The organism is Primorskyibacter sedentarius, from assembly GCF_004342065.1.
Classification (GTDB): domain Bacteria; phylum Pseudomonadota; class Alphaproteobacteria; order Rhodobacterales; family Rhodobacteraceae; genus Primorskyibacter; species Primorskyibacter sedentarius.
The window spans coordinates 16953-38038 of record NZ_SLZU01000003.1 but is presented as its reverse complement, the minus strand read 5'-3'; the positions used below and the strand labels follow the sequence as shown (position 1 = coordinate 38038).

Below are 21086 nucleotides of genomic sequence, written 5' to 3'. Positions count from 1 at the left end.
GACAGAGCGCTTCATGCCCGTCCGTGCGGAGGCTGGGTTGCGAAGCTCAGCCAGCCTCGGTCCGGCCGCGGCGATCCATTCGAAGTGCGGAATAAAGGACATGGGTGCGCCAGCGTCCGTTGATCTGAAGATAGCTTTGAGCAACGCCCTCATATTTGAAACCGCAGCCTTCCAGCACCCCGCGTGAGGCCATGTTCTCGGGCAGGCAGGCCGCCTCCAGACGGCTGATATCCATTCGGGTGAAGGCGTGGTGCACAAGCGCCAGGATCGCCTCGCGCATGTAGCCCCGCCGCGCAAAGGGTTCGCCAATCCAATAGCCCAGCGTGCCCGATTGCGATGGGCCGCGCCGGATATTATCCAGCGTGATCGCCCCTAGCAGCATGCTGTCCTCGCGCCGTATCAGGAAGAGTGGCAGCGCCGTGCCCCCCGATACCGCGCGGCTGGCCCAGTAGACACGGTTGGTAAAGGCCTTGCGGCTGAGATGGTCGTCCGACCAGGTCGGCTCCCACGGGACCAGAAAACCGGCGCTGTCGTGGCGCAGGGATGTCCAGGCGTTGAAATCCGAATGCTGCGGCGGGCGCAGCGTCAGCCGCTCCGTCTCGATCCTGACTTTGCGCCTCGACAGCAGCATCAGGCCACCCGGCGGGCCTGCAAGTCATCAATGCTGGGCGCGGAGCCGATTGGCCCGTAAAGCGCCAGCGCGGCGGGGGCACGGCCTGCCAGATCACCCGCAAACTCGCGAACGCCGGGCAATGTCACGGCCTCGATCCGGGCGACGGTTTCCTCCAGCGAGGGCACGCGGCCCCAGATCTGGATCATCCGCGCATGGCGTTCGGCGCGCGAGGACGGGCTTTCAAGCCCCATCAACATGCCGGCCTTCATCTGGGCGCGGGCGCGGTCAACCTCGGCTTGCGTCATGTCATCGGCAGCCCGTTTCAGCTCGTCCACGGTCAGCCCTATCAACTCGCCCAACTGCTCGCCGCTGGTGCCTGCGTAGATCGTGGTCATCCCGGTATCGGCATAGGCACCGGTCTGGGCGAAGATCGTGTAGCAGAGCCCGCGCTTTTCGCGGATCTCCTGAAACAGGCGCGAAGACATGCCGCCGCCAAGCGCCACGGACCAGATCTGCGCGGTATAGATGCTGTCGTCGCGGTAACCGGGGCTTTCAAAGGCAAGCGCGAAATGGGCCTGTTCAAGGTCCTTGTTCCGGCGGTAGTCGCCACCGGCAAAGCGTGCGGGCATCGCTGCTGCGGCGTTGCGTGGTTTCAGGTCGCCGAACAGGTCCTCGGCCATGGCGACGATGGCATCGTGATCCACGGCACCTGCCGCCGACAGGATCATCTGATCCGGGCCATAATGTTCGTCAACGAAACCCGCCAGATCGTCACGGCTAAACCCGCTGACACGGTCCACCTCGCCCAGAATGGTGCGCCCCATGGGCTGATCGGGATAGGCGCGTTCCTGCAGCCAGTCAAAGATCACGTCATCAGGCGTGTCATGCGATTGGCCGATCTCCTGCAAGATCACGCCGCGCTCGATCTCGATCTCATTCGCGTCGAAGACGGGGTTAAGCAGGATGTCAGAGATCACATCCATCGCCAGCGGCACATCGGCCTCCAGCACGCGGGCATAATAGGCCGTCACCTCTCGGCTGGTATAGGCGTTGATATATCCGCCCACATCCTCGATCTCTTCGGCGATCTTCAGCGCGCTGCGCGTCTTGGTCCCCTTGAAGGCCATATGTTCCAAGAAATGCGCGATGCCGTTCTGCTCGGGGCGTTCATGCCGACCGCCCGCCGTCACCCATATGCCGATAGAGGCAGATTGCAGGCCGGGCATCTTTTCGGTGACAATTCGAAACCCGTTGGGCAGCGTGGCGGTTCTGACGGTCAATTGGCAAGTCTTTCGCGGATCAGTGTTTCAAGGGCGCCAAGGTCATTTCCGACCCGGGTCACGCGTTCCGGCCGGTCATACAGGTCCGCCATCCGTTCGGGAAGCCCCGGACGAAGGCCGCTGGCCTTTTCCACCGCATCGGGGAATTTTGCCGGATGTGCTGTGGCAAGCGTGATCATCGGGGTCGATGCGTCGCGATGCGCCTCGGCCACCTTCACGCCAACGGCGGAATGGGGGCAAAGCAGCTCTCCCATCGTGTCGTGCGCGGTTTTGATCATGGCTAGGGTTTCGTCTTCGGACACACGATCTGAATCGAAATGCTCGTTCAGCGCCTCGCGCGCGCCTTGCGATACGCTGAACCCGCCGGCTTTGAGCTCGTCCATCAGCTGTGCCACGGCCTTGCCATCGCGCCCGTAGGCATCAAACAGCGCGCGTTCGAAGTTGGACGAGACCTGAATATCCATCGACGGGCTGATCGAGGGGTGAACCTCGGAGGTGCGATAATCGCCCGATGTCAGGCACCGGTGCAGAATGTCGTTCTGGTTGGTTGCGACCACCAGCCGGTCAATCGGCAGACCCATGCGCTTGGCGATGTAGCCTGCGAAAATGTCGCCGAAATTGCCGGTTGGCACGGTAAAGCTGATCTTGCGATCCGGGGCGCCAAGGCTGACGGCGGAGGAGAAGTAGTAGACGACCTGCGCCAGCACTCGTGCCCAGTTGATCGAGTTGACCCCGGCCAGCCGCACTTCGTCGCGGAAGGCGAAGTCATTGAACATGTCCTTCAGCCGGGCCTGGCAATCGTCAAAATGCCCATCGACGGCGAGCGCGTGAACGTTCGCCTCGGACGGGGTGGTCATCTGGCGGCGCTGCACCTCTGACACACGGCCATGCGGGTAAAGGATGAAGACATCAACCGCGTCCAGACCGCGAAACGCCTCGATCGCGGCCGATCCGGTGTCGCCCGACGTGGCGCCAACGATGGTCACGCGCTCGCCGCGCCGGGTCAGCGCGTCCTCGAACAGCTGGCCGATCAGTTGCATGGCGAAATCCTTGAAGGCCAGCGTCGGCCCGTGGAACAGCTCCAGCAGGAAGTGATTCGGCGCAAGCTGCACCAGCGGCGCACGCGCGTTATGCCCGAACCCGGCATAGGCCTTGGCGATCAGATCGGCGAAGACCTCATCGCTGAACGTATCGCCGACAAAGGGGCGCATGACGCGAAAGGCGACCTCTTCATAGGGCAGGCCGTTCAGGGCGCGGATATCGGCAGCGCTCATCTGCGGAATCGTCTCGGGCACGTAAAGCCCGCCGTCACGGGCCAGCCCGCTCAGCATTGCCTCTTCGAAACTCAGCGCTGGGGCGCTGCCCCGGGTCGAGATGTATTTCACGTTCTCAGCCTTCCTTGCCTTTGCGCATTCGCAGCACATAGACAGCAGTCATGATGAGCCATATCGCAGCCAGCGATAACCACGTTATGGCATATTGCAAGTGATCGTTGGGTATCCCGGATGTGTCGACGGGCAATGGCGTCACGCCGGGCGGTGTGGGGTCTTCGGCACGGACGATGACAAGCACGGGCTCCGTGCCCAGCACGCGGGCCATCTGCTCTATGTCGCGCGCGAACCAGATGTTGCCCTCGACATCATTGTCCGGGGTGGAGCCGTTGCGGTCATCCGGCCAATGCAGGTTGCCGGTGACATGCGCCGCGCCAGTCTGGCGGTTCGCCGCCATGTCTTCTGTCGCGACGAAGCCGCGGTCAAGGAGGATGGTGCGCCCGTCCTCAGTCGTGAACGGGGCAATGATGCGATAGCCCGCGCCCACGCGTTTGACCGACACGAGCACGTGAAGCTCGCCCTCGCCGATGGTGCCCTGCAGGTCCACCGGTTGATATTTTTGCGTCTCCGGATCCGGCGTGGCGGGCAGGGGGGCTGCGGGGCCGGCGATCGTGGTTTCGATCCGCTCCAGAATATCGCGCTTCCACTCCAGCCGCTGCAACTGCCAGAGCCCCAGCGACACCAGCAGCGCGGCACCTGCCGCGGCGAAGATCAGGGTCAGGAAGAGGCGTTTCACGAAAGGGGATCCGTCCGAAAGCAAAAGGCGCGCCCGAAGAGGCGCGCCTTGGTTTATTCCCGTGCGGCAGGTGATTTCAACCGCAATCGGCGAGGCAATCAGCCACCCCAGATATAGACGGCGGCAAACAGGAACAGCCACACGACGTCAACGAAGTGCCAATACCAGGCGGCCATCTCGAAACCGAGGTGGTTTTCAGGGGTGAAATGCCCCTTGAGCATACGGATCAGGCAGATGAACAGGAAGATCGTTCCGATGATCACATGCGCGCCGTGAAAGCCCGTCGCCATGAAGAAGTTCGCACCATAGATGTTGCCCGAGAAGCCGAACGCAGCGTGGCTGTATTCGTAGGCCTGGAACACGGTGAAGAGGACGCCCAGAACAATCGCGATGATCAGGCCCCATTTCATGTCCTGGCGGTTGTTTTCATGGACCAAAGCGTGGTGTGCCCATGTCGCAGCCGCACCAGAGCAGAGCAGGATCAGCGTGTTGATCAGAGGCAGGTGCCATGGGTCGAATGTCTCGATCCCTGCGGGTGGCCAGACACCGTCGACGGCAGGGCTGAGCGGGCCCATCGGGTACATGGCGTGTTTGAAGAAGGACCAGAACCACGCGAAGAAGAACATCACCTCGGAGGTGATGAAGAAGATAAAGCCGTAGCGCAGGCCGATTGCCACGACCGGCGTGTGGTCGCCAACCTCGTTCTCGGTGATGGTATCAGACCACCACCCGAACATGACATACAGGACGCCGACCAACCCGATCAGAAAGATCCAGGGTCCGCTGTCGTGGAACAACAGCACTGCCCCAAACAGCATGATAAACCCTGCGACTGCCCCAAGAAGGGGCCAGATCGAGGGGCTCAGGATGTGGTAGTCGTGGTTTTTGACATGGGCCATTGCGTTTCCCTCGTGGCTTGGCTCAGTTTACGTTTTTATCGTTGGCGGGACCGTTTTCCAGAGCGGCCTGGGCCTGTTCGGGCAGGTCGATCTGGTGGAACGTGTAGGAAAGAGTGATGTGGTTGGTATGTTTCGCGTCGCGGTCATCGACAATCTCGGGATCGACGAAGAAGGTGACAGGCATCTCGACGCGCTCCCCCGGTTGCAACACCTGCTCGGTAAAGCAGAAACACTCGATTTTGTAGAAGAAGCCACCGGCGGAGTAGGGGGCGACGTTGTAGCTGGCCTGCCCGGCGACGGGTTTGTCGGTGGGGTTATAGGCTTCGTAGAAGGCAAGACCCTCTTCACCGATGCGGAGCGTCATTTCGCGCTGCATCGGTTTGAATTCCCAAGGCATGTCACGGTCGGTGCTGGCGTCAAACCGGATCTTGATCGTGCGGTCGAGGATTTCTGCATCCGCGCCAGTGGCCACGTTGGTTGCGCCGCCAAAGCCCGTCACGCGGCAGAACCAGTCGTAAAACGGCACCGAAGCCCAGGCCAGCGCGCCCATTGTCACGACAACGCCGACCAGCTGCAGGGCGGTTTTGTTCTTGCCGTTCATAGCCATCAGTTCTGCACCTCGGCCCGTGCGGGCTCATAATCGCCGCGTGTCACCTTGACGACCGTCAAGCCGAAGACAATGGCGATCAGTGCAGCCAGAACCAGACCAACGCCCAGATTCCGGCCAAAGCGGCGCTTGTGGATCTCGTGCTGTTGCCCAAAGCTCATGCCCATCCTCCAAGGCCAAAGCGGGTCAGCCCGGCCTCTACCAGAATGGCGACGAAATGCGCGAAAAGATACAGCAGCGACAGTTTGAAGAACTTGCGTTCTGCGGCGAAGTTGTCGGCTTCGCTCAGTTCTTCGTCCCGGCGCCAGATGTCGACCGCCCCTTTGAGGAAGAGCGCGTTCAGCACCAGTGCAACGGCCAGATAAACAGGGCCACCGACTGACGTGAAAGACGTGCCGATTGCGAGCGCTGCCAGAAGGACGGTGTACGCCAGAATGTGGTTGCGGGTGGCGCGACGGCCGTGGGTGACGGTCAGCATCGGCACGCCCGCATCATCGTAATCCGACCGCATGAACAGGGCCAGCGCCCAGAAATGCGGCGGAGTCCACATGAAGATCAGGGCGAACATCAGGACCGATTCGATGCTGACTCCACCGGTTGCGACAGCCCAGCCGATCATCGGAGGGAACGCACCGGCCGCGCCGCCGATCACGATGTTCTGCGGGGTCCAGCGTTTGAGCCACATGGAATAGATGACGACGTAAAAGAAGATGGTGAAGGCCAGCAGTCCGGCCGCAACCCAGTTGGCTGCGAGGCCCAGAAAGACGACGGCAAAGACAGACAGCGCAAGCCCGATGGCCAGCGCGTCATCCGGCGCAACCCGGCCCGAAGGGATCGGGCGGTTGCGCGTGCGCTTCATCACCGCGTCGATATCTGCATCCCACCACATGTTCAGGGCGCCGGACGCGCCGCCACCAATGGCGATGAACAGGATTGAGGCAAAGGCAATGAACGGATGCACGGCGACCGGGGCCGCCAGGACGCCCACGAAGGCCGTGAAGACGACCAGCGACATCACCCGGGGCTTCAGAAGGGCGAAGTAATCGCCGAACTGCGCCTCGTCTTCATATGCGTTGGTGTTGATGCTGGTGTCGGTCATCTTTGTCTCCGGTGCGGCGGGGAGGCCCCTCCGCTGGGCAGGGTCGGCTTGGGGCGGCGGTAGACCCGCCGCCCGTCAGGATCAGTTGGCGGCTGCCACGTCGAAGGAAAGCGGCTTGCCCGCATATTCCTCGATCGCGCCTTGCAGCCACTGTTCATAGGCTTCTTCGCTGACGACCTTCACGGTGATCGGCATATAGGCGTGGTCCTTGCCGCACAGCTCGGAACACTGGCCAAAGTAGACGCCTTCCTTTTCAGCCTTGAACCAAAGCTCTGCCAGACGGCCGGGAACTGCGTCCTGCTTCACGCCGAAGGCCGGGATGGTCCAGGAGTGGATCACGTCGCCGCCAGTGACCTGCATGACAACGGTTTTGCCAACAGGGACCACAACCGCAGTGTCGGTGGCCAGCAGGAATTCGTCTTCGGAATAGCCTGCCTCTTCCAGTGCCGCGATGACTTCGGGCGACTTGACATAGTTGCCGCCCGTGGCCGGCTGGCCGATCATGTAGCTGTCAAAGGCGAATTCGTGGTCGACATATTCGTAGCCCCAGTACCACTGGTAGCCGGTCACCTTGATGGTGATGTCGCCTTCGGGGATTTCCTGCTGCTTGAACAGCACCGGCAGCGAGAACGCGCCGATGAATACCAGAATAACGATGGGCACGATCGTCCACGCAATCTCCAGCGGAGAGTTGTGGGTGAACTTTGCCGGTGTCGGGTTCGATTTGCTGTTGTAGCGGATCATCACCCAGATCAGCAGGCCGGTCACGAACAGCACGATTGCGGTGATGATCACCAGAATCATTCCATCCAGCCATTGCAGGTCGCGGGCCAGTTCGGTCGCCGCAGGCTGAAAGCCTGTCTTGCCGGCGGTCGGGCGCCCTATGATTTCCAGACCGTCTTGAGCGGCGGCAGGAAGTGCGGAAAAGGCCGCCAAGAGGCCAGTCAGCGTGGATTTCAGTCGCATGTGTCACCCTGATCGGTTGCGTGTCTTTGTCGGGCGAGGCGGCGCCGAGGACATCTCTGTCTGGCGGACCCCATTGTGTTGTCGCTGCTTAAAACCATATTCTTCGGGACAGATAAAGAAAGTTGCTTGCGGCAAACAGACGCTTTCTTTGATTTAGATCAAGTTTTGCCGGAGGTTTCCATGCCCGACACCCCGTTTCGCCCCTTTGAAACCCTTCTGGATCAAGGGCGCACCCTTACGCAGCTACGTGCGGCGCTGGATGGCGCCGAGGATGGCGAACTTTTTCTTGAACGCCACAGGTCCGAGATGTTGATGTTCGATGACGGCCGCGTCAAGACAGCAAGCTACGATGCCTCTGAAGGGTTCGGCCTGCGCGCCGTGAAGGGGGAAGTGGCCGGATATGCCCATTCAACAGAGATTTCCGAATCTGCCATTGCGCGTGCGTCTGAAACTGCGCGGCTGGCCGTTGGGGAGGGTGGCGGCACGCTGGCCGATCCGCCAATGCCGACCAATCGCAGGCTCTACACCGATGCCGACCCGATCACCGGCGCCACCTTTCCGGTGAAGCTGGACACATTGCGCGAGATCGATGCCTTTGCCCGAGAGCTTGATCCTCGGGTCGTGCAGGTCACCGCGTCTGTCGCGGCCTCGCTTCAGGAGGTCACGATTCTGCGCGCGGATGGCGTGATGGTGTCCGATACCCGGCCAATGACGCGGCTGAACGTTTCGGTCATCGTCGAGGAATCGGGCCGTCGCGAGGCAGGCACGGCAGGAGGGGGCGGCCGCTACGGGCTCGACGGGCTGCTCGACCCCGAGGATTGGAAGCAGAAGGCGCGCGAGGCCCTCCGCATCGCCACCGTCAACCTTTCGGCAGAACCCGCGCCCGCAGGCATCATGGACATCGTGCTGGGACCGGGATGGCCCGGCATCCTGTTGCACGAGGCGATCGGCCACGGGCTGGAGGGTGATTTCAACCGCAAGGGAAGCTCTGCCTTTGCCGGGCTGATGGGGCAACGGATCGCCTCTGAAGGTGTGACGGTGCTGGATGACGGCACGATCCCTGATCGGCGCGGATCGATCAGCGTCGATGACGAGGGCACGCCGTCGGGCAAGAATGTCCTGATCGAGGACGGCATCCTCGTCGGCTATATGCAGGACCGCCAGAACGCCCGGTTGATGGGTGTGGCGCCAACGGGCAACGGGCGCCGTGAAAGCTATGCCCATGCGCCGATGCCAAGGATGACGAATACCTACATGCTGGGCGGCAAGGCCGATCCGGCGAGCATTGTCGGAGATCTGAAGGATGGCATCTGGGCCGTCGGTTTTGGCGGCGGGCAGGTGGACATCACTAACGGCAAGTTCGTCTTCTCCTGCACTGAGGCTTACCGTGTGAAAAACGGCAAGGTCGGGGCGCCGGTAAAGGGGGCGACGCTGATCGGCGATGGCGCCACAGCGCTGAAGAACATCCGGGCGCTAGGCAACGACATGGCGCTTGATCCGGGCATGGGCAACTGCGGCAAACAGGGCCAATGGGTGCCGGTGGGCGTTGGCCAGCCAACCGTGATGATCGGCGGGTTGACCGTGGGTGGGGCTGCGACCTGATCCAGGCGCAACCCCGGCCAGGTTGATTCGGACAATTTGATCGAGCTGATCGATTCTGCCGATGGGGCGCACTGAAACCCACGTGCGCCCCATCATTTTAAGTGTTTTGTTACAGTATCTTACGTGTCGCACCTGCGGTTTTGCGCAAGCTTTCGCGATCATTCATCAAGCATTAACCAGCCAAGGCTTACCGTCCAATTCAGCAAGCGGACGGGGACATGATGACCAAGGCAGCACCTTCCACTCACCCCCAACTCCCAACCACCACGGAAGATGACCGGTTGGCATGTCTCCGTCTCTTGCGGTCGCGCCGGGTTGGTGCGACCACGTTTCACCGGCTCTTGCAGGAACACGGCTCTGTCCGCGCGGCGCTGGACGCGCTGCCGCAGATTGCCGCTGCTGCAGGTGTTGAGAATTACACGATCTGCCCCGAAGCCGTTGTTCACGCCGAATACAGGGCAGGCAAGGCTGCCGGTGCGCGGCTGGTTTGCTGGGGAGAGCAGGAGTATCCTGCGGCAATCGCCGATCTGGCCGATGCGCCCCCTGTGCTTTGGGCGATTGGCGACACCTCTATCCTGTCGCGGCCGATGCTGGCGCTCGTTGGCGCGCGCAATGCTTCCTCGCTGGGGGCGCGTATGGCGCGCAAGCTGGCGGGTGACCTGTCGGATCTGGGCTATGTCGTGGTATCCGGACTTGCGCGGGGCGTGGATACCGTGGCGCATCTTGCAAGCCTTCAGGGCGGAACCGTCGCGGTGCTGGGTGGGGGCGTCGATGTGATGTATCCTGCCGAAAACAGCCGTCTGGCCGAGGATATCGTCGCCAATGGCGGCTTGCGCCTGTCGGAGATGCCGATGGGCCTGCAACCGCAGGCACGGCATTTCCCGGCCCGCAACCGCATCATCTCTGGCCTTGCGCAGGCAGTTGTCGTTGTCGAGGCGGCGGCGCGGTCCGGGTCGCTCATCACGGCGCGCTGTGCTTTGGATCAGGGGCGCGAGGTTCTGGCAGTGCCCGGACATCCCTTTGATGCGCGGGCCGGCGGATGCAACATGCTGATCCGCGATGGCGCGACACTGGTCCGGTCCGCCGAGGATATCGTGGAGCAGCTTCCTCAGATCACGGCAGAGCCAGAACAGGTCGAGCTTGATCTGGAGGCGCCGCCCACAGCCCCGGTGGCAAGGCGGAGCGCCAGGCCGCCGAAGGAAAAACCACCCGAACCCCGCCACAACCTGCGGCAGGTCGCAGCACTCCACCGGATGATTCTGGACAGGCTGGGCCCGTCCCCCGTGGCCGAGGATCAACTGATCCGCGACCTTGGCGCACCGGCCCAAACCGTGGCACCTGTGCTCATTGACCTGGAGCTTGATGGCAAGGTCACACGCCAGCCCGGCGGGTTGCTCTCACGCGGCTGACAAGGCGAGCGACGGGTGGGCAATTCGCCTATTGGTGGATCGGCTGAACCGGGTCGGCAAGGAAGCGCGCAGAGCGCCGCATTGACTTTTCTCTCTTGCAACGCCCATGTAGCGCCGCCATACGCCACCCGAAGCCATGCAGTGAGGTCGCCCGTAACATGCCCGTCGTTGTCGTCGAATCCCCGGCCAAGGCCAAGACAATCAACAAGTATTTGGGGGACGACTACACGGTTCTCGCCTCTTACGGCCACGTCCGCGACCTGCCGGCCAAGAACGGATCGGTCGATACAGAACATGATTTCGAGATGACCTGGGAGGTCGGCGCCGACAGTCGCAAGCATGTCAAGGCAATCGCCGATGCGCTCAAAAACGATAATGCACTGATCCTCGCGACCGACCCCGACCGCGAAGGCGAAGCGATCAGCTGGCATCTTGAAGAGACGCTGCGCAAGCGGCGGGCGGTGAAAAAAGACACACCCGTCAGCCGGGTGGTGTTCAACGCCATCACCAAGGCCGCCGTCACCGAAGCGATGAAGAACCCCCGCGAAGTCGACGCGCCGCTGGTCGAGGCCTATCTGGCCCGCCGCGCGCTGGATTATCTGGTGGGCTTCAACCTGTCGCCGGTCTTGTGGCGCAAGCTGCCCGGCGCGCGCTCTGCCGGGCGGGTGCAATCGGTCTGCCTCAGACTTATCGTTGAACGTGAGATGGAGATCGAGGCGTTCCGTCCGCGCGAATACTGGTCCGTCAAGGCGTTGCTGACGACGCCGCGCGGCCAGGAATACGAGGCGCGCCTGACCACCCTCGCGGGCAAGAAGCTCGACCGTTACGATATCGAGAACGAAACGCAGGCCGAGCTGGCGGTTCAGGCGGTCACCAGCCGCGACCTGTCTGTCGCCTCGGTCGAGGCCAAGCCTGCCAGCCGCAACCCGTCGGCGCCGTTCATGACCTCGACCCTCCAGCAAGAGGCGAGCCGCAAGTTCGGGATGGGCGCCCGGCAATGCATGAACGCTGCGCAGCGCCTGTATGAGGCAGGCCACATCACCTATATGCGGACAGATGGCATCGACATGGCGCCAGAGGCCGTGACCGCCGCGCGCGACGCGATCAAGGAACGCTACGGCGCCGATTACGTGCCCGACAGCCCCCGCGTTTACAAGAACAAGGCCAAGAACGCCCAAGAAGCGCATGAATGCATCCGGCCTACCGAAATGACCAAGGACGCGGCGGCGCTGAAACTGACCGAATCCGATCAACGCAAGCTGTATGACCTGATCTGGAAACGCACGCTGGCTTGCCAGATGGCGAGCGCCCGGATGGAGCGGACGACGGTGATTGCCGCCAGCCAGGACGGTCAGGTTGAGCTGCGCGCGACTGGTCAGGTGGTGCTCTTCGACGGTTTTCTGCGCGTCTACGAAGAAGGCCGCGATGATGTGGCGGGCGACGATGATGACAAGCGCCTGCCGCAGGTTCATCAGGGCGAGCCTGCCAAATTCGGCAGCTCGACCTCGCTTCGGGCGCAGTATGACAAGGGCGATGACAGCGTCGTCGATACCTCCAAAGGCATGTTGAAAAGCGGCTCTGCCGTTCTGTCTGATAACGGGGCCGTGCTGGCCTTGCAATCCCACACCCAGCCGCCGCCGCGCTATACCGAGGCAACGCTGGTCAAGAAAATGGAAGAGCTGGGCATCGGCCGCCCCTCGACCTATGCCAGCATCGTGACGACGATCCAGGAACGCGAATATGTCCGTAAAGAGCAGAACCGCCTGATTCCAGAGGATAAAGGCCGGATCGTGACGATCTTCCTGCTGAATTTCTTCAAGCGATACGTGGAGTATGACTTCACCGCGGCACTGGAGGACGAGCTGGATGACGTGAGCGCGGGTCAGAAGGACTACAAGGAACTGCTGGCCCGGTTCTGGCGTGATTTCTCTGCAGCGATTGCCGAGACGTCCGAACTGCGGATTGCCGAAGTGCTGGACGTGTTGGACGACGCGCTTGCGCCGCAGCTCTATCCGCCGCGCGAGGACGGGTCGGATCCGCGCATCTGTCCGAAATGCGGGCAGGGCAAGCTGCATCTCAAGACATCGCGTACCGGCGGTTTTGTCGGATGTGGTAACTATCCCGAATGCACCTATACCCGCCCCATCGCGGGCGAGGGGGCAGATGGTGAAGAGCGCTTGCTGGGTGAGGACGAGGGCGACGAGATCTGGCTGAAAGCCGGCCGCTTCGGCCCCTATGTCCAGCGCGGCGAGGCGACGCCGGAAAACAAGAAGCCCAAACGCTCCTCTTTGCCGCGCGGGTGGAACAAGGACGAGATGACGCTGGAAAAGGCGGTGACCCTGCTGTCCTTGCCGCGCACGATCGGCATGCATCCCGATGGGGGTGAGATCCGGTCCAATTTCGGCCGTTTCGGCCCCTACTTGCAGCATCAGTTGCCGGACGAACCCAAGCCGGTCTATGCAAATCTCAAGGACCCGGCGGATGTGTTCGAGATCGGCATGAACCGCGCGGTGGAGTTGCTGGCCGAAAAGCGCGCCAACCCCGGGCGCAGGGGCACGGCGGCAAAGGCGCTTCGTGAGATGGGGGATCATCCCGACGGTGGCAAGATCTCGGTCATGGAAGGGCGCTATGGTCCTTATGTGAAATGGGAAAAGGTCAACGCGACCCTGCCCAAGGGCACGGAGCCCGAGCAGTTGACGATGGAAACCGCGCTGGCGCTAATTGCCGAAAAAGCGAAGGGCAAGAAGAAACCCGCCGCTAAAAAGACGGCAGCGAAAAAGCCTGCCGCCAAGAAAACGACGGCGAAAAAGACCACGACCAAGAAGACTGCAGCCAAGAAACCCGCGACGGAATAAGACCTTACCGCCCGCAGGTCGCAGCACTGGTTCGCGCTGAGCGTTCCGCCAAAGCAGGGCGGGACGCGCCGACACATCTCGTTTCAACAACATGTGACTGGCCTTTTGAGCGTTTCGGGGCCAGATACTGGTAGGAAACGAGCAGTAAACGAGTCCTGACAATGCGATCTAACCGTATCACCCGCCGGGCGCTTCTTTCTGGCGCTGCCGTGACCTTGTTCACACCCGCGATTCTGCGTGCGCAAGGCCAGGTCGTGCGGTCCAATGTCTCCAGCTTCATGGGACAGGACTGGCGCGATCACTTTGAAACCTTGGGCGTGGGCGCGATCGTCTGCGATACCGGCTCGCGCGCGCTTCATTACTGGAACGCGGATGGCAGCGACTATCGCATCTATCCGACCTCGGTGCCCAAGACCGACGAGCTGACCAAGCGCGGCTATACCGAGATCGTGCGCAAGAAAGTGGGGCCCTCCTGGACGCCCACCGCCTCGCAGATGGAACGGTTCCCCGATTGGAAACCCGTCCCGGGCGGCGCGCCGGAAAACCCGCTCGGCTCGCATGCGATGTACCTTGCATGGCCTGCCTACCTGATCCACGGCACGCATGACACGCGCAAGATCGGGCGGCGGTCGTCGGATGGCTGCATCGGCCTTTACAACTCCAAGATCGAAGAGCTTTTCGGGATCACGCCGGTTGGAACGCAGGTTCGGCTTATCTGATAGGTGCCAGCCTGAAATCTGATGCCGCACAGTCCGGCCTGCGTTGACTCTCTGCCCCTTGCACGCGACAACTCGCGCATTCAGTCAAGGAGCGTCTCATGAAGAAAGTCTACGGATCGGCGGCGGAAGCCCTCGATGGGCTGCTGTTCGACGGCATGTCGATCGCGGCGGGAGGATTCGGCCTTTGCGGCATCCCGGAACTGCTGTTGCAGGCGATCAAAGAGGCCGGCACGCAAGAGCTGACCTTTGCGTCGAACAACGCAGGCGTTGACGATTTTGGCATCGGTATTTTGCTACAGACCCGCCAGGTCAAGAAGATGATTTCATCTTACGTTGGCGAGAATGCCGAATTCATGCGCCAGTATTTGAGCGGAGAATTGGAACTGGAATTCAACCCGCAGGGTACGCTGGCCGAACGCATGCGCGCGGGCGGTTGCGGCATTCCGGGGTTCTACACCAAGACCGGTGTCGGCACGCAGATCGCCGAAGGCAAAGAGCACAAGGATTTCGACGGCGAAACCTATATCCTTGAACGCGGTATCGTCGCGGATCTGGCCATCGTGAAAGCGTGGAAAGCCGATGACACGGGCAACCTTGTCTTTCGCAAGACTGCGCGCAACTTCAACCCGCCCGCCGCGATGTGCGGCAAGGTCTGCGTGGTCGAGGTCGAAGAGATCGTCGAACGCGGCACGCTCGACCCCGATCACATTCACCTGCCGGGGATTTATGTGCACCGCATCATTCAGGGCGAGCACGAGAAACGCATCGAACAGCGGACCGTCCGCAAGCGGGAGGAAGCATAATGCCTTGGGATCGCAACCAGATGGCCGCGCGCGCGGCAGAAGAGCTTGAAGACGGCATGTATGTGAACCTTGGCATCGGTATCCCGACGCTGGTCGCGAACTATGTGGGCGACAAGGACATCACGCTGCAGTCGGAAAATGGCATGCTGGGGATGGGGCCGTTCCCGTTTGAAGGCGAGGAAGATCCTGACCTGATCAACGCGGGCAAGCAGACGATCACCGAACTGGCCCGCACCGCCTATTTCGACAGCGCGACCAGCTTTGGCATGATCCGGGGCGGCAAGATCGCGGCGGCCATTCTGGGTGCCATGGAAGTGGCAGAGAATGGCGATCTGGCGAACTGGATGATCCCCGGCAAGCTCGTCAAGGGCATGGGCGGGGCCATGGATCTGGTGGCAGGCGTCGGCCGCGTCGTGGTTGTGATGGATCACACCAACAAGCATGGCGACAGCAAGCTGCTGAAGGAATGCACCCTGCCGCTGACCGGCAAGGGCGTGGTGGACCGGATCATCACCAATCTGGGCGTGCTGGACGTGGTCGAAGGCGGTTTGAAGATCGTCGAGACCGCCGAAGGTGTCACCGAGGACGAGCTGCGCGCCGCCACCGAGGCGACGATCGTCAACTGATCTTCCAATTGTCACCCCACGGCGTGCGCGTTCTGCGCGCGCCGTTTCCAGTAAGCGAAGGCGCAGATCGGGGATCGGCCCCGCGGTCGCCTTGCAGCCAACTCTCCAAATCACCGACACGGCCGGGTCTTAGTGACCTTCAAAGGCGCAGAGGGCGTGGACATCCATGCCGAGCGCTTCTAGCCGTTTGCGCCCGCCCAGGTCGGGAAGGTCGATGATGAAGGCGCAGCCGATAATCTCGCCCCCCAATCGTTCGACAAGGCGTATGCCGGCCTCTGCGGTGCCGCCCGTGGCCAGCAGATCATCAACGACCAGAATGCGCTCGCCCGCCTTGATCGCATCGTCATGGATTTCCACCACGGCTTCGCCATATTCCAGCTGATATTCCTCGGAAATGACCGCGCCGGGCAGCTTGCCTTTCTTGCGGATGGGCACAAAGCCAACGCTCAGCTGATGGGCAATCGCGCCGCCGAGGATGAAACCGCGTGCCTCAAGTCCCACGACCTTGTCAAAGCGGATCCCGGCATAGGGATGCAAGAGCTGGTCAACCGCGATGCGAAAGCCGCGCGGGTCGGCAAAGAGCGTGGTCACATCGCGAAACAGGATGCCCTCATGCGGGAAATCCACGATCGTGCGGATGTAGTCCTTTACGGTTTTCATGGCTGTGGGCGCCTTTTCGTCTTTTGGATATCACGCGGGCTTTGGGTGCTGGAGGCGTTTTGGTCAAGATGTTTCGTGACTTGGCTGCCCGGATCAGTCCAGAACCCGGCCTGCGACCGCGTCCAGCCGCGCTACCAATGCCGGGTCGCGATGCTCCGGCGTGGTGAGGATCGCGCCTTCCAGCGCCCGGTCGCATCCCTTTGGGCAGGGCGGATGGGCCGCACCCAGAGCGGCAGGAAGACGGGCGATCAGCTTGCGGGCTTTTTCAGCGTTGCCGCTCATGGTCGCGATGATCGTGGCAATAACAACCTCGCCATGGTCCGGGTGCCAGCTGTCGAAATCGGTCACCATGGCGATGGAGGCGTAGCAAAGCTCTGCCTCGCGGGCGAGCCGGGCTTCGGGCATGTTCGTCATTCCGATCACATCAGCGCCCCAGCTTTCCCTGAAAAGGCGCGATTCCGCCAAGGTAGAAAATTGCGGCCCCTCCATGGCGAGGTAGGTGCCGTCACGGTGCACGGTCACGCCCGCATCCTCCGCCACGGTGGCGCAGGTTGCCGAAAGCTCTGGACAGGTGGGATGGGCCAGGCTGACATGGGCCACGCATCCGGTGCCGAAAAAGCTGCCTTCGCGCAGATACGTCCTGTCGATGAACTGATCGACGATAACAAAATGCCCCGGCGCCATTTCTTCGCGGAAAGAGCCACAGGCGCTTACGCTTATCAGATCCGTTACACCCAGCCGTTTGAGCGCATCGATATTCGCCCGGTATGGCACGGAGGAGGGCGCATGCACATGCCCGCGCCCATGCCGGGGAAGAAACGCGATCTCGATCCCGTCGATCTGCCCGGTCAGGATCTGGTCGGAAGGGCGGCCCCAAGGCGTTTCGACATCCTGCCAGCTGGCATCCTCCAGCCCGTCAATGCGGTAAAGGCCAGACCCTCCGATCACCGCAATCATCCTGTCGCTCATGTCACTTGCTCCTGCCGGTTTTTGGCAGCCTGCACTGCGGATGAGGCGAAGAAAAGTGTTTCGCAAAGCTTGGTCGAGCCATGCGCTGTCGGCATGCCCGTTTTTTGGCCGCGGCGGTGGTCAATCGGGTGGGTTTGCAGTAATAGCGCCCGATAGCGCGAACAATTTTCCGAAGGACTGCCCATGCCCCGAGCCATGCTGGCTTCGTTTGCCCGTCGTATCACGACATCCGATTTGACCATTCTATCCGACGAAAAGCTGACACCGACCCGGTTGCGGATCGAACTGCTGTCCGGCCTCACCGTGGCGCTGGCGCTTGTGCCAGAGGCAGTGGCCTTTGCCTTCGTGGCCGGGGTGCACCCGCTGGTGGGTCTTTACGCGGCCTTTCTGGTCGGGCTCATCACCGCGCTGATTGGCGGGCGTCCCGGCATGATTTCCGGCGCCACGGGCGCCTTGGCGGTCGTAATGGTGGCGCTGGTCGCACAGCACGGGGTTGAATACCTGTTTGCGACGGTTGTCCTGATGGGGCTGTTGCAGATTTTCGCGGGCGTCATGCAATGGGGCAAGTTCATCCGGCTGGTGCCGCATCCGGTGATGCTGGGCTTTGTCAACGGGTTGGCCATCGTCATCTTTCTTGCACAGCTCACGCAGTTCAAGGTGCCCGGATCGGTCGTCAGCAATGGTCACGGCATGACCGGCGGTGAGTGGCTGTCAGGGATGCAGCTGTTCCTGATGCTGGGACTGGTTGCGCTGACCATGGGGATCATCTGGGCCACGCCAAAGATCACCAAGGTGATCCCTGCGCCCCTGGCGGGCATCGGCATCGTTGCGGCCATCGTGATCGCGATGGGTCTGGATGTGCCGCGTGTGGGCGATCTGGCCTCGATCCAGGGCGGCCTGCCTGCGTTCCACATCCCGGTGGTGCCGCTGAACTATGAGACATTCCAGATCATCCTGCCTTACGCGGTGATTCTGGCCGCGATCGGCCTGATCGAATCCCTGCTGACGCTGAACCTTGTCGGCGAGATGACAGGCAAGCGCGGCGGGGCCAGCCAGGAATGCGTGGCGCAGGGCGTTGCCAACACCGTCACCGGTTTCTTTGGCGGCATGGGCGGCTGCGCGATGATCGGTCAGTCGATGATCAACGTGAAATCGGGCGGGCGCACCCGTGTCGCGGGCATCGCGGCCGCGCTCTTCCTGCTGGTCTTCATCCTCTTTGCGTCGCCCATCATCGAAGTCATTCCGCTGGCAGCACTTGTCGGCGTGATGTTCATGGTGGTGATCGGGACCTTCGCCTGGAACTCTCTCAAGATCCTCGCGAAAGTGCCGCTTATGGATGCGTTCGTGATCGTTCTGGTGACGGTTGTGACGGTCTATTCGGACCTTGCCGTTGCGGTTGTCGTTGGCGTGATCGTCTCGGCGCTGGCCTATGCCTGGAACAACGCACGCCGCATCCACGCCAAGACCCGCGATTCCGTGACCGATCACGGTGCCAAGGTCTATGAGATTCAGGGACCGCTGTTCTTTGGCTCGGCTGACGGGTTTGCAGAGCTCTTTGATGTCGCGGGCGACCCCGATGTGGTGATCGTCGATTTCGCGGACAGCCGCGTGGTGGATCAATCCGCGCTTCAGGCGATTGAGGCTCTGGCGGCCAAGTATGAAGCCGCGGGCAAGGTCATCAAGTTGCGTCACCTGAGCCACGATTGCCACCGCCTGTTGAAAAAAGCGGGGCATCTTGTTGTCGATAGCGACGATGATCCGGATTACGAGCTCGCCGTGGATTACAATGTGCGCACGGGTATTCTGGGCGGGCATTAACCGCAGGCCTGAACATATGTCATAGGAAAAGGGGGCCACGGCCCCCTTTTCCACGTCAGATCCTTTGGACCTGAGCGCAACTTGCTACCGGTTTGACGCAACTCGGTTGCCAGTGATTACGCGCCACGCCGTTGGTCATTCGCCCGGACGTTGCAGGCTGAATTTCTCGCGAATGACGGAGTAGTCGCGATAGCCCATGCGGGTCAGCGGATTGAAGCTGAGCACATCAAACTCGCCATCCTTCAGGCAGTCATCGCGCAGATGCACGCCAGTGACCTCGCCAAAGACTGCGAAATTCGCGGCCCCCGGCAGCTTTACGATCTGCGTCAGCTTGCATTCAAGATTGGCCGGGGCCTGGGCAACGCGGGCGCAGGCGATGGTGTCGCATTCAGCTTTCTCAATCTCTGCCAGTTCGAATTCGTCAACCTCGCGGTCCCAGGGCCCGGACGTCTTGTTCATCACGTCCTTCATCGCGAATTCAACGATGTTGACGCAGAACACCCCGGTATCGCGGATATTCGCAACGCTGTCCTTTGTGCCGTCCCGGTCAGGCTTGGCCGAGGTGGAGGCAAACATGACCTGTGGCGGCTCATACGCCACGGCATTGAAGAAAGAATAGGGGGCAAGGTTGTCACGCCCGTCGGCGCCCCGGGTCGCGATCCAGCCGATCGGGCGGGGGGTCACAATGGCATTGAACGGGTTGTGGGGCAGGCCGTGACCGTCTTGCGGGCGATAGAACATTTGCGCTTTCTCCTGTTTGATCGGGACCTTGGACCGTGCTAGGGCAAAGTCAACCGCGAAGTCCAAAGGCCACACGTGTACCACCTTGAAAAAGAGAAACCAGACGATTGGTGGGAAGTGGAAGCGCTTTACGATCTTTGTTTCGCGCCCGGCCGCACCGCATTGTCTTCCTACCGGTTGCGCGAGGATGTGGAGCCGGTCACCTCGCTTTGCAGGATCGCACGCGATGAGATGGGCACGCTTGGCGGCGCGCTGCGCTACTGGCCCGTCCGGGTGGGGGACAGACGCGTCCTTCTGCTGGGGCCGATTGCCGTGCATCCCACCACCCAGGGTGAAGGGCTGGCCGCGGCGATGATTCGCGACAGCCTTGCCGCCGCGGGCGAGGAAGGCTGGGAACGCGTGCTTCTGGTTGGCGATCTGCCCTATTACAGCCGCTTCGGTTTCGAACGTATCGCGGGGGTGGAAATGCCGCCGCCGACCAACCCCGAACGGGTGCTGGCCCTCTCGCTGGTGCCGGATGCATGGGCAGGTGTTACGGGCACGGTAGAGCGGGACGCTTGAAACCGGGACCCGGCACGCCAATCTTATCTGTATCCAGCAGGAGGATATGATGACCGGAACCGCGCTTCTTACCACGGATGTCGATGCAGAGCTTGATCAGCTTGCGCGGCGACACAAGGCGGCTGGCGGGGTGGGAATGCATGTGCTCAACCTTCTTGGCGGACAGGCGGAAAACCTGCTTGAACGGCTGCCCGACACGATCAAGGACCGGCTGGAGGACGCCACAACGCGGGCGTTGACGGTGGCAATGTCGGCCGCTGCGCGGTCGCGCAACGTGGTGCCAGACCAGCGCGGCTGGCTCAACACGGCGGTGACCACCACGATGGGGGCTGCGGGCGGTTTCGGCGGCCTGCCCACCGCGCTGACGGAATTGCCGGTCACGACGACCGTCCTTCTGCGTGTGATTCAAGGGATTGCGGCCGAATATGGACTTGATCCGGAAGATCCCGAAGTGCGCAAGCTGTGCCTGTCGGTCTTTGCCAGCGCCGGGCCGCTGGAGAGGGATGACGGTGCCGACCTGGCCTTCCTGTCGGCGCGCGTCACGCTGACGGGTGCCACGGTGCATTCGGTCATCGCGCGGGTCGCGCCCAGGCTCGCCACGGTGCTGGGCCAAAAGCTCGCAGCACAAACGGTGCCGGTGCTCGGCGCAATTGCCGGTGCCGCCACGAACTATGCCTATACCAGCTACTATCAGGAAATGGCCCATGTGCAGTTCGGGCTGGAATCGCTGTCGCGCCGCAGTGGGCGTGCGCCGGTGGAGCTGATCGAGGATCTGCGCAGACGCCTGTGACG

Annotated in this window: 21 protein-coding genes; 9 read left to right on the top strand and 12 right to left on the bottom strand. The window is 61.9% G+C overall.

Annotated features, from left to right (window positions below; translation table 11 throughout):
- Positions 1-46 precede the first annotated feature (46 nt).
- From EDD52_RS06430 to coxB, 9 genes are all read right to left on the bottom strand, one after another.
- Positions 47-631, bottom strand: coding sequence for a GNAT family N-acetyltransferase (locus EDD52_RS06430; protein ID WP_132243060.1), 585 nt, complete (start codon positions 629-631; stop codon positions 47-49).
- Positions 631-1893 carry a M16 family metallopeptidase gene (locus EDD52_RS06425; RefSeq protein ID WP_132243058.1) on the bottom strand — a complete coding sequence of 421 codons (1263 nt, stop codon included), beginning with the start codon at positions 1891-1893 and terminating at the stop codon, positions 631-633. Before EDD52_RS06425 ends, EDD52_RS06430 begins: the two co-directional genes overlap by 1 nt.
- Positions 1890-3278, bottom strand: coding sequence for a threonine synthase (gene thrC, locus EDD52_RS06420; protein ID WP_132243057.1), 1389 nt, complete (start codon positions 3276-3278; stop codon positions 1890-1892). Before thrC ends, EDD52_RS06425 begins: the two co-directional genes overlap by 4 nt.
- A gap of 4 nt (positions 3279-3282) precedes the next feature.
- Positions 3283-3960 (bottom strand): SURF1 family protein, encoded by a 678-nt coding sequence (locus EDD52_RS06415; RefSeq protein WP_132243056.1) that lies wholly within the window; start codon positions 3958-3960, stop codon positions 3283-3285.
- A 98-nt stretch (positions 3961-4058) separates the two neighbouring features.
- The gene (locus tag EDD52_RS06410) at positions 4059-4859 is read right to left on the bottom strand and encodes a cytochrome c oxidase subunit 3 (RefSeq protein WP_132243055.1); all 801 of its coding nucleotides are present in this window, start codon (positions 4857-4859) and stop codon (positions 4059-4061) included.
- A 22-nt stretch (positions 4860-4881) separates the two neighbouring features.
- Positions 4882-5466: a cytochrome c oxidase assembly protein gene (locus EDD52_RS06405; RefSeq protein WP_132243053.1), complete on the bottom strand. Its 585-nt coding sequence runs from the start codon at positions 5464-5466 to the stop codon at positions 4882-4884.
- Positions 5466-5627, bottom strand: a complete 162-nt coding sequence (locus EDD52_RS23600) for a hypothetical protein (protein ID WP_165907470.1) — start codon at positions 5625-5627, stop codon at positions 5466-5468. The genes EDD52_RS06405 and EDD52_RS23600 overlap by 1 nt, the downstream gene beginning before the upstream one ends.
- Positions 5624-6565: a heme o synthase gene (gene cyoE, locus EDD52_RS06400; protein ID WP_132243051.1), complete on the bottom strand. Its 942-nt coding sequence runs from the start codon at positions 6563-6565 to the stop codon at positions 5624-5626. Before cyoE ends, EDD52_RS23600 begins: the two co-directional genes overlap by 4 nt.
- Positions 6566-6646: 81 nt before the next feature.
- A complete protein-coding gene (gene coxB, locus EDD52_RS06395; protein WP_132243049.1) occupies positions 6647-7531 on the bottom strand; it encodes a cytochrome c oxidase subunit II in 885 nt (294 codons plus the stop codon).
- Between the two features lie 180 nt (positions 7532-7711).
- Here coxB and tldD point away from each other — a divergent pair, with 180 nt between their 5' ends.
- The 6 genes from tldD (at position 7712) to EDD52_RS06365 (ending at position 15545) form a co-directional block, all read left to right on the top strand.
- A complete protein-coding gene (gene tldD, locus EDD52_RS06390; RefSeq protein ID WP_132243047.1) occupies positions 7712-9133 on the top strand; it encodes a metalloprotease TldD in 1422 nt (473 codons plus the stop codon).
- Positions 9134-9351: 218 nt separating this feature from the next.
- Positions 9352-10542 carry a DNA-processing protein DprA gene (gene dprA, locus EDD52_RS06385; protein WP_132243045.1) on the top strand — a complete coding sequence of 397 codons (1191 nt, stop codon included), beginning with the start codon at positions 9352-9354 and terminating at the stop codon, positions 10540-10542.
- A gap of 158 nt (positions 10543-10700) precedes the next feature.
- Positions 10701-13397, top strand: coding sequence for a type I DNA topoisomerase (gene topA / locus EDD52_RS06380; protein WP_132243043.1), 2697 nt, complete (start codon positions 10701-10703; stop codon positions 13395-13397).
- Between the two features lie 161 nt (positions 13398-13558).
- Positions 13559-14116, top strand: coding sequence for a L,D-transpeptidase (locus tag EDD52_RS06375; RefSeq protein ID WP_132243041.1), 558 nt, complete (start codon positions 13559-13561; stop codon positions 14114-14116).
- A 98-nt stretch (positions 14117-14214) separates the two neighbouring features.
- A complete protein-coding gene (locus EDD52_RS06370; protein WP_132243039.1) occupies positions 14215-14919 on the top strand; it encodes a CoA transferase subunit A in 705 nt (234 codons plus the stop codon).
- Positions 14919-15545: a 3-oxoacid CoA-transferase subunit B gene (locus EDD52_RS06365; RefSeq protein ID WP_132243037.1), complete on the top strand. Its 627-nt coding sequence runs from the start codon at positions 14919-14921 to the stop codon at positions 15543-15545. Before EDD52_RS06370 ends, EDD52_RS06365 begins: the two co-directional genes overlap by 1 nt.
- Before the next feature lie 129 nt (positions 15546-15674).
- On the opposite strand, the gene EDD52_RS06360 is transcribed toward EDD52_RS06365, so the two are convergent.
- Entirely contained in the window at positions 15675-16205 is a 531-nt protein-coding gene (locus tag EDD52_RS06360; RefSeq protein WP_132243035.1) for an adenine phosphoribosyltransferase, read from the bottom strand.
- A gap of 93 nt (positions 16206-16298) precedes the next feature.
- Positions 16299-17174: an S-methyl-5'-thioadenosine phosphorylase gene (locus EDD52_RS06355; RefSeq protein ID WP_132243033.1), complete on the bottom strand. Its 876-nt coding sequence runs from the start codon at positions 17172-17174 to the stop codon at positions 16299-16301.
- 183 nt (positions 17175-17357) lie between these two features.
- Here EDD52_RS06355 and EDD52_RS06350 point away from each other — a divergent pair, with 183 nt between their 5' ends.
- Positions 17358-18992, top strand: coding sequence for a SulP family inorganic anion transporter (locus EDD52_RS06350; protein WP_132243031.1), 1635 nt, complete (start codon positions 17358-17360; stop codon positions 18990-18992).
- A gap of 135 nt (positions 18993-19127) precedes the next feature.
- On the opposite strand, the gene EDD52_RS06345 is transcribed toward EDD52_RS06350, so the two are convergent.
- Positions 19128-19733, bottom strand: a complete 606-nt coding sequence (locus EDD52_RS06345; RefSeq protein ID WP_132243029.1) for a flavin reductase family protein — start codon at positions 19731-19733, stop codon at positions 19128-19130.
- Positions 19734-19808: 75 nt separating this feature from the next.
- Between EDD52_RS06345 and EDD52_RS06340 the strand changes: the two genes are divergently transcribed.
- Positions 19809-20294: a GNAT family N-acetyltransferase gene (locus EDD52_RS06340; protein ID WP_132243027.1), complete on the top strand. Its 486-nt coding sequence runs from the start codon at positions 19809-19811 to the stop codon at positions 20292-20294.
- Between the two features lie 49 nt (positions 20295-20343).
- The gene (locus EDD52_RS06335; protein ID WP_132243025.1) at positions 20344-21084 is read left to right on the top strand and encodes an EcsC family protein; all 741 of its coding nucleotides are present in this window, start codon (positions 20344-20346) and stop codon (positions 21082-21084) included.
- Positions 21085-21086 lie beyond the last annotated feature (2 nt).

What these genes read in the sequence shown, in the direction of transcription:
- EDD52_RS06355 (WP_132243033.1), bottom strand. Translation starts at nt 17,174, where the DNA reads ATGAGCGACAGGATGATTGCGGTGATCGGAGGGTCTGGCCTTTACCGC.
- cyoE (WP_132243051.1), bottom strand. Translation starts at nt 6,565, where the DNA reads ATGACCGACACCAGCATCAACACCAACGCATATGAAGACGAGGCGCAG.
- dprA (WP_132243045.1), top strand. Translation starts at nt 9,352, where the DNA reads ATGATGACCAAGGCAGCACCTTCCACTCACCCCCAACTCCCAACCACC.
- EDD52_RS06410 (WP_132243055.1), bottom strand. Translation starts at nt 4,859, where the DNA reads ATGGCCCATGTCAAAAACCACGACTACCACATCCTGAGCCCCTCGATC.
- EDD52_RS23600 (WP_165907470.1), bottom strand. Translation starts at nt 5,627, where the DNA reads ATGAGCTTTGGGCAACAGCACGAGATCCACAAGCGCCGCTTTGGCCGG.
- EDD52_RS06430 (WP_132243060.1), bottom strand. Translation starts at nt 631, where the DNA reads ATGCTGCTGTCGAGGCGCAAAGTCAGGATCGAGACGGAGCGGCTGACG.
- coxB (WP_132243049.1), bottom strand. Translation starts at nt 7,531, where the DNA reads ATGCGACTGAAATCCACGCTGACTGGCCTCTTGGCGGCCTTTTCCGCA.
- EDD52_RS06335 (WP_132243025.1), top strand. Translation starts at nt 20,344, where the DNA reads ATGACCGGAACCGCGCTTCTTACCACGGATGTCGATGCAGAGCTTGAT.
- EDD52_RS06365 (WP_132243037.1), top strand. Translation starts at nt 14,919, where the DNA reads ATGCCTTGGGATCGCAACCAGATGGCCGCGCGCGCGGCAGAAGAGCTT.
- EDD52_RS06350 (WP_132243031.1), top strand. Translation starts at nt 17,358, where the DNA reads ATGCCCCGAGCCATGCTGGCTTCGTTTGCCCGTCGTATCACGACATCC.
- EDD52_RS06360 (WP_132243035.1), bottom strand. Translation starts at nt 16,205, where the DNA reads ATGAAAACCGTAAAGGACTACATCCGCACGATCGTGGATTTCCCGCAT.
- EDD52_RS06405 (WP_132243053.1), bottom strand. Translation starts at nt 5,466, where the DNA reads ATGGCTATGAACGGCAAGAACAAAACCGCCCTGCAGCTGGTCGGCGTT.
- EDD52_RS06345 (WP_132243029.1), bottom strand. Translation starts at nt 19,733, where the DNA reads ATGTTCTATCGCCCGCAAGACGGTCACGGCCTGCCCCACAACCCGTTC.
- topA (WP_132243043.1), top strand. Translation starts at nt 10,701, where the DNA reads ATGCCCGTCGTTGTCGTCGAATCCCCGGCCAAGGCCAAGACAATCAAC.
- EDD52_RS06370 (WP_132243039.1), top strand. Translation starts at nt 14,215, where the DNA reads ATGAAGAAAGTCTACGGATCGGCGGCGGAAGCCCTCGATGGGCTGCTG.
- EDD52_RS06375 (WP_132243041.1), top strand. Translation starts at nt 13,559, where the DNA reads ATGCGATCTAACCGTATCACCCGCCGGGCGCTTCTTTCTGGCGCTGCC.
- tldD (WP_132243047.1), top strand. Translation starts at nt 7,712, where the DNA reads ATGCCCGACACCCCGTTTCGCCCCTTTGAAACCCTTCTGGATCAAGGG.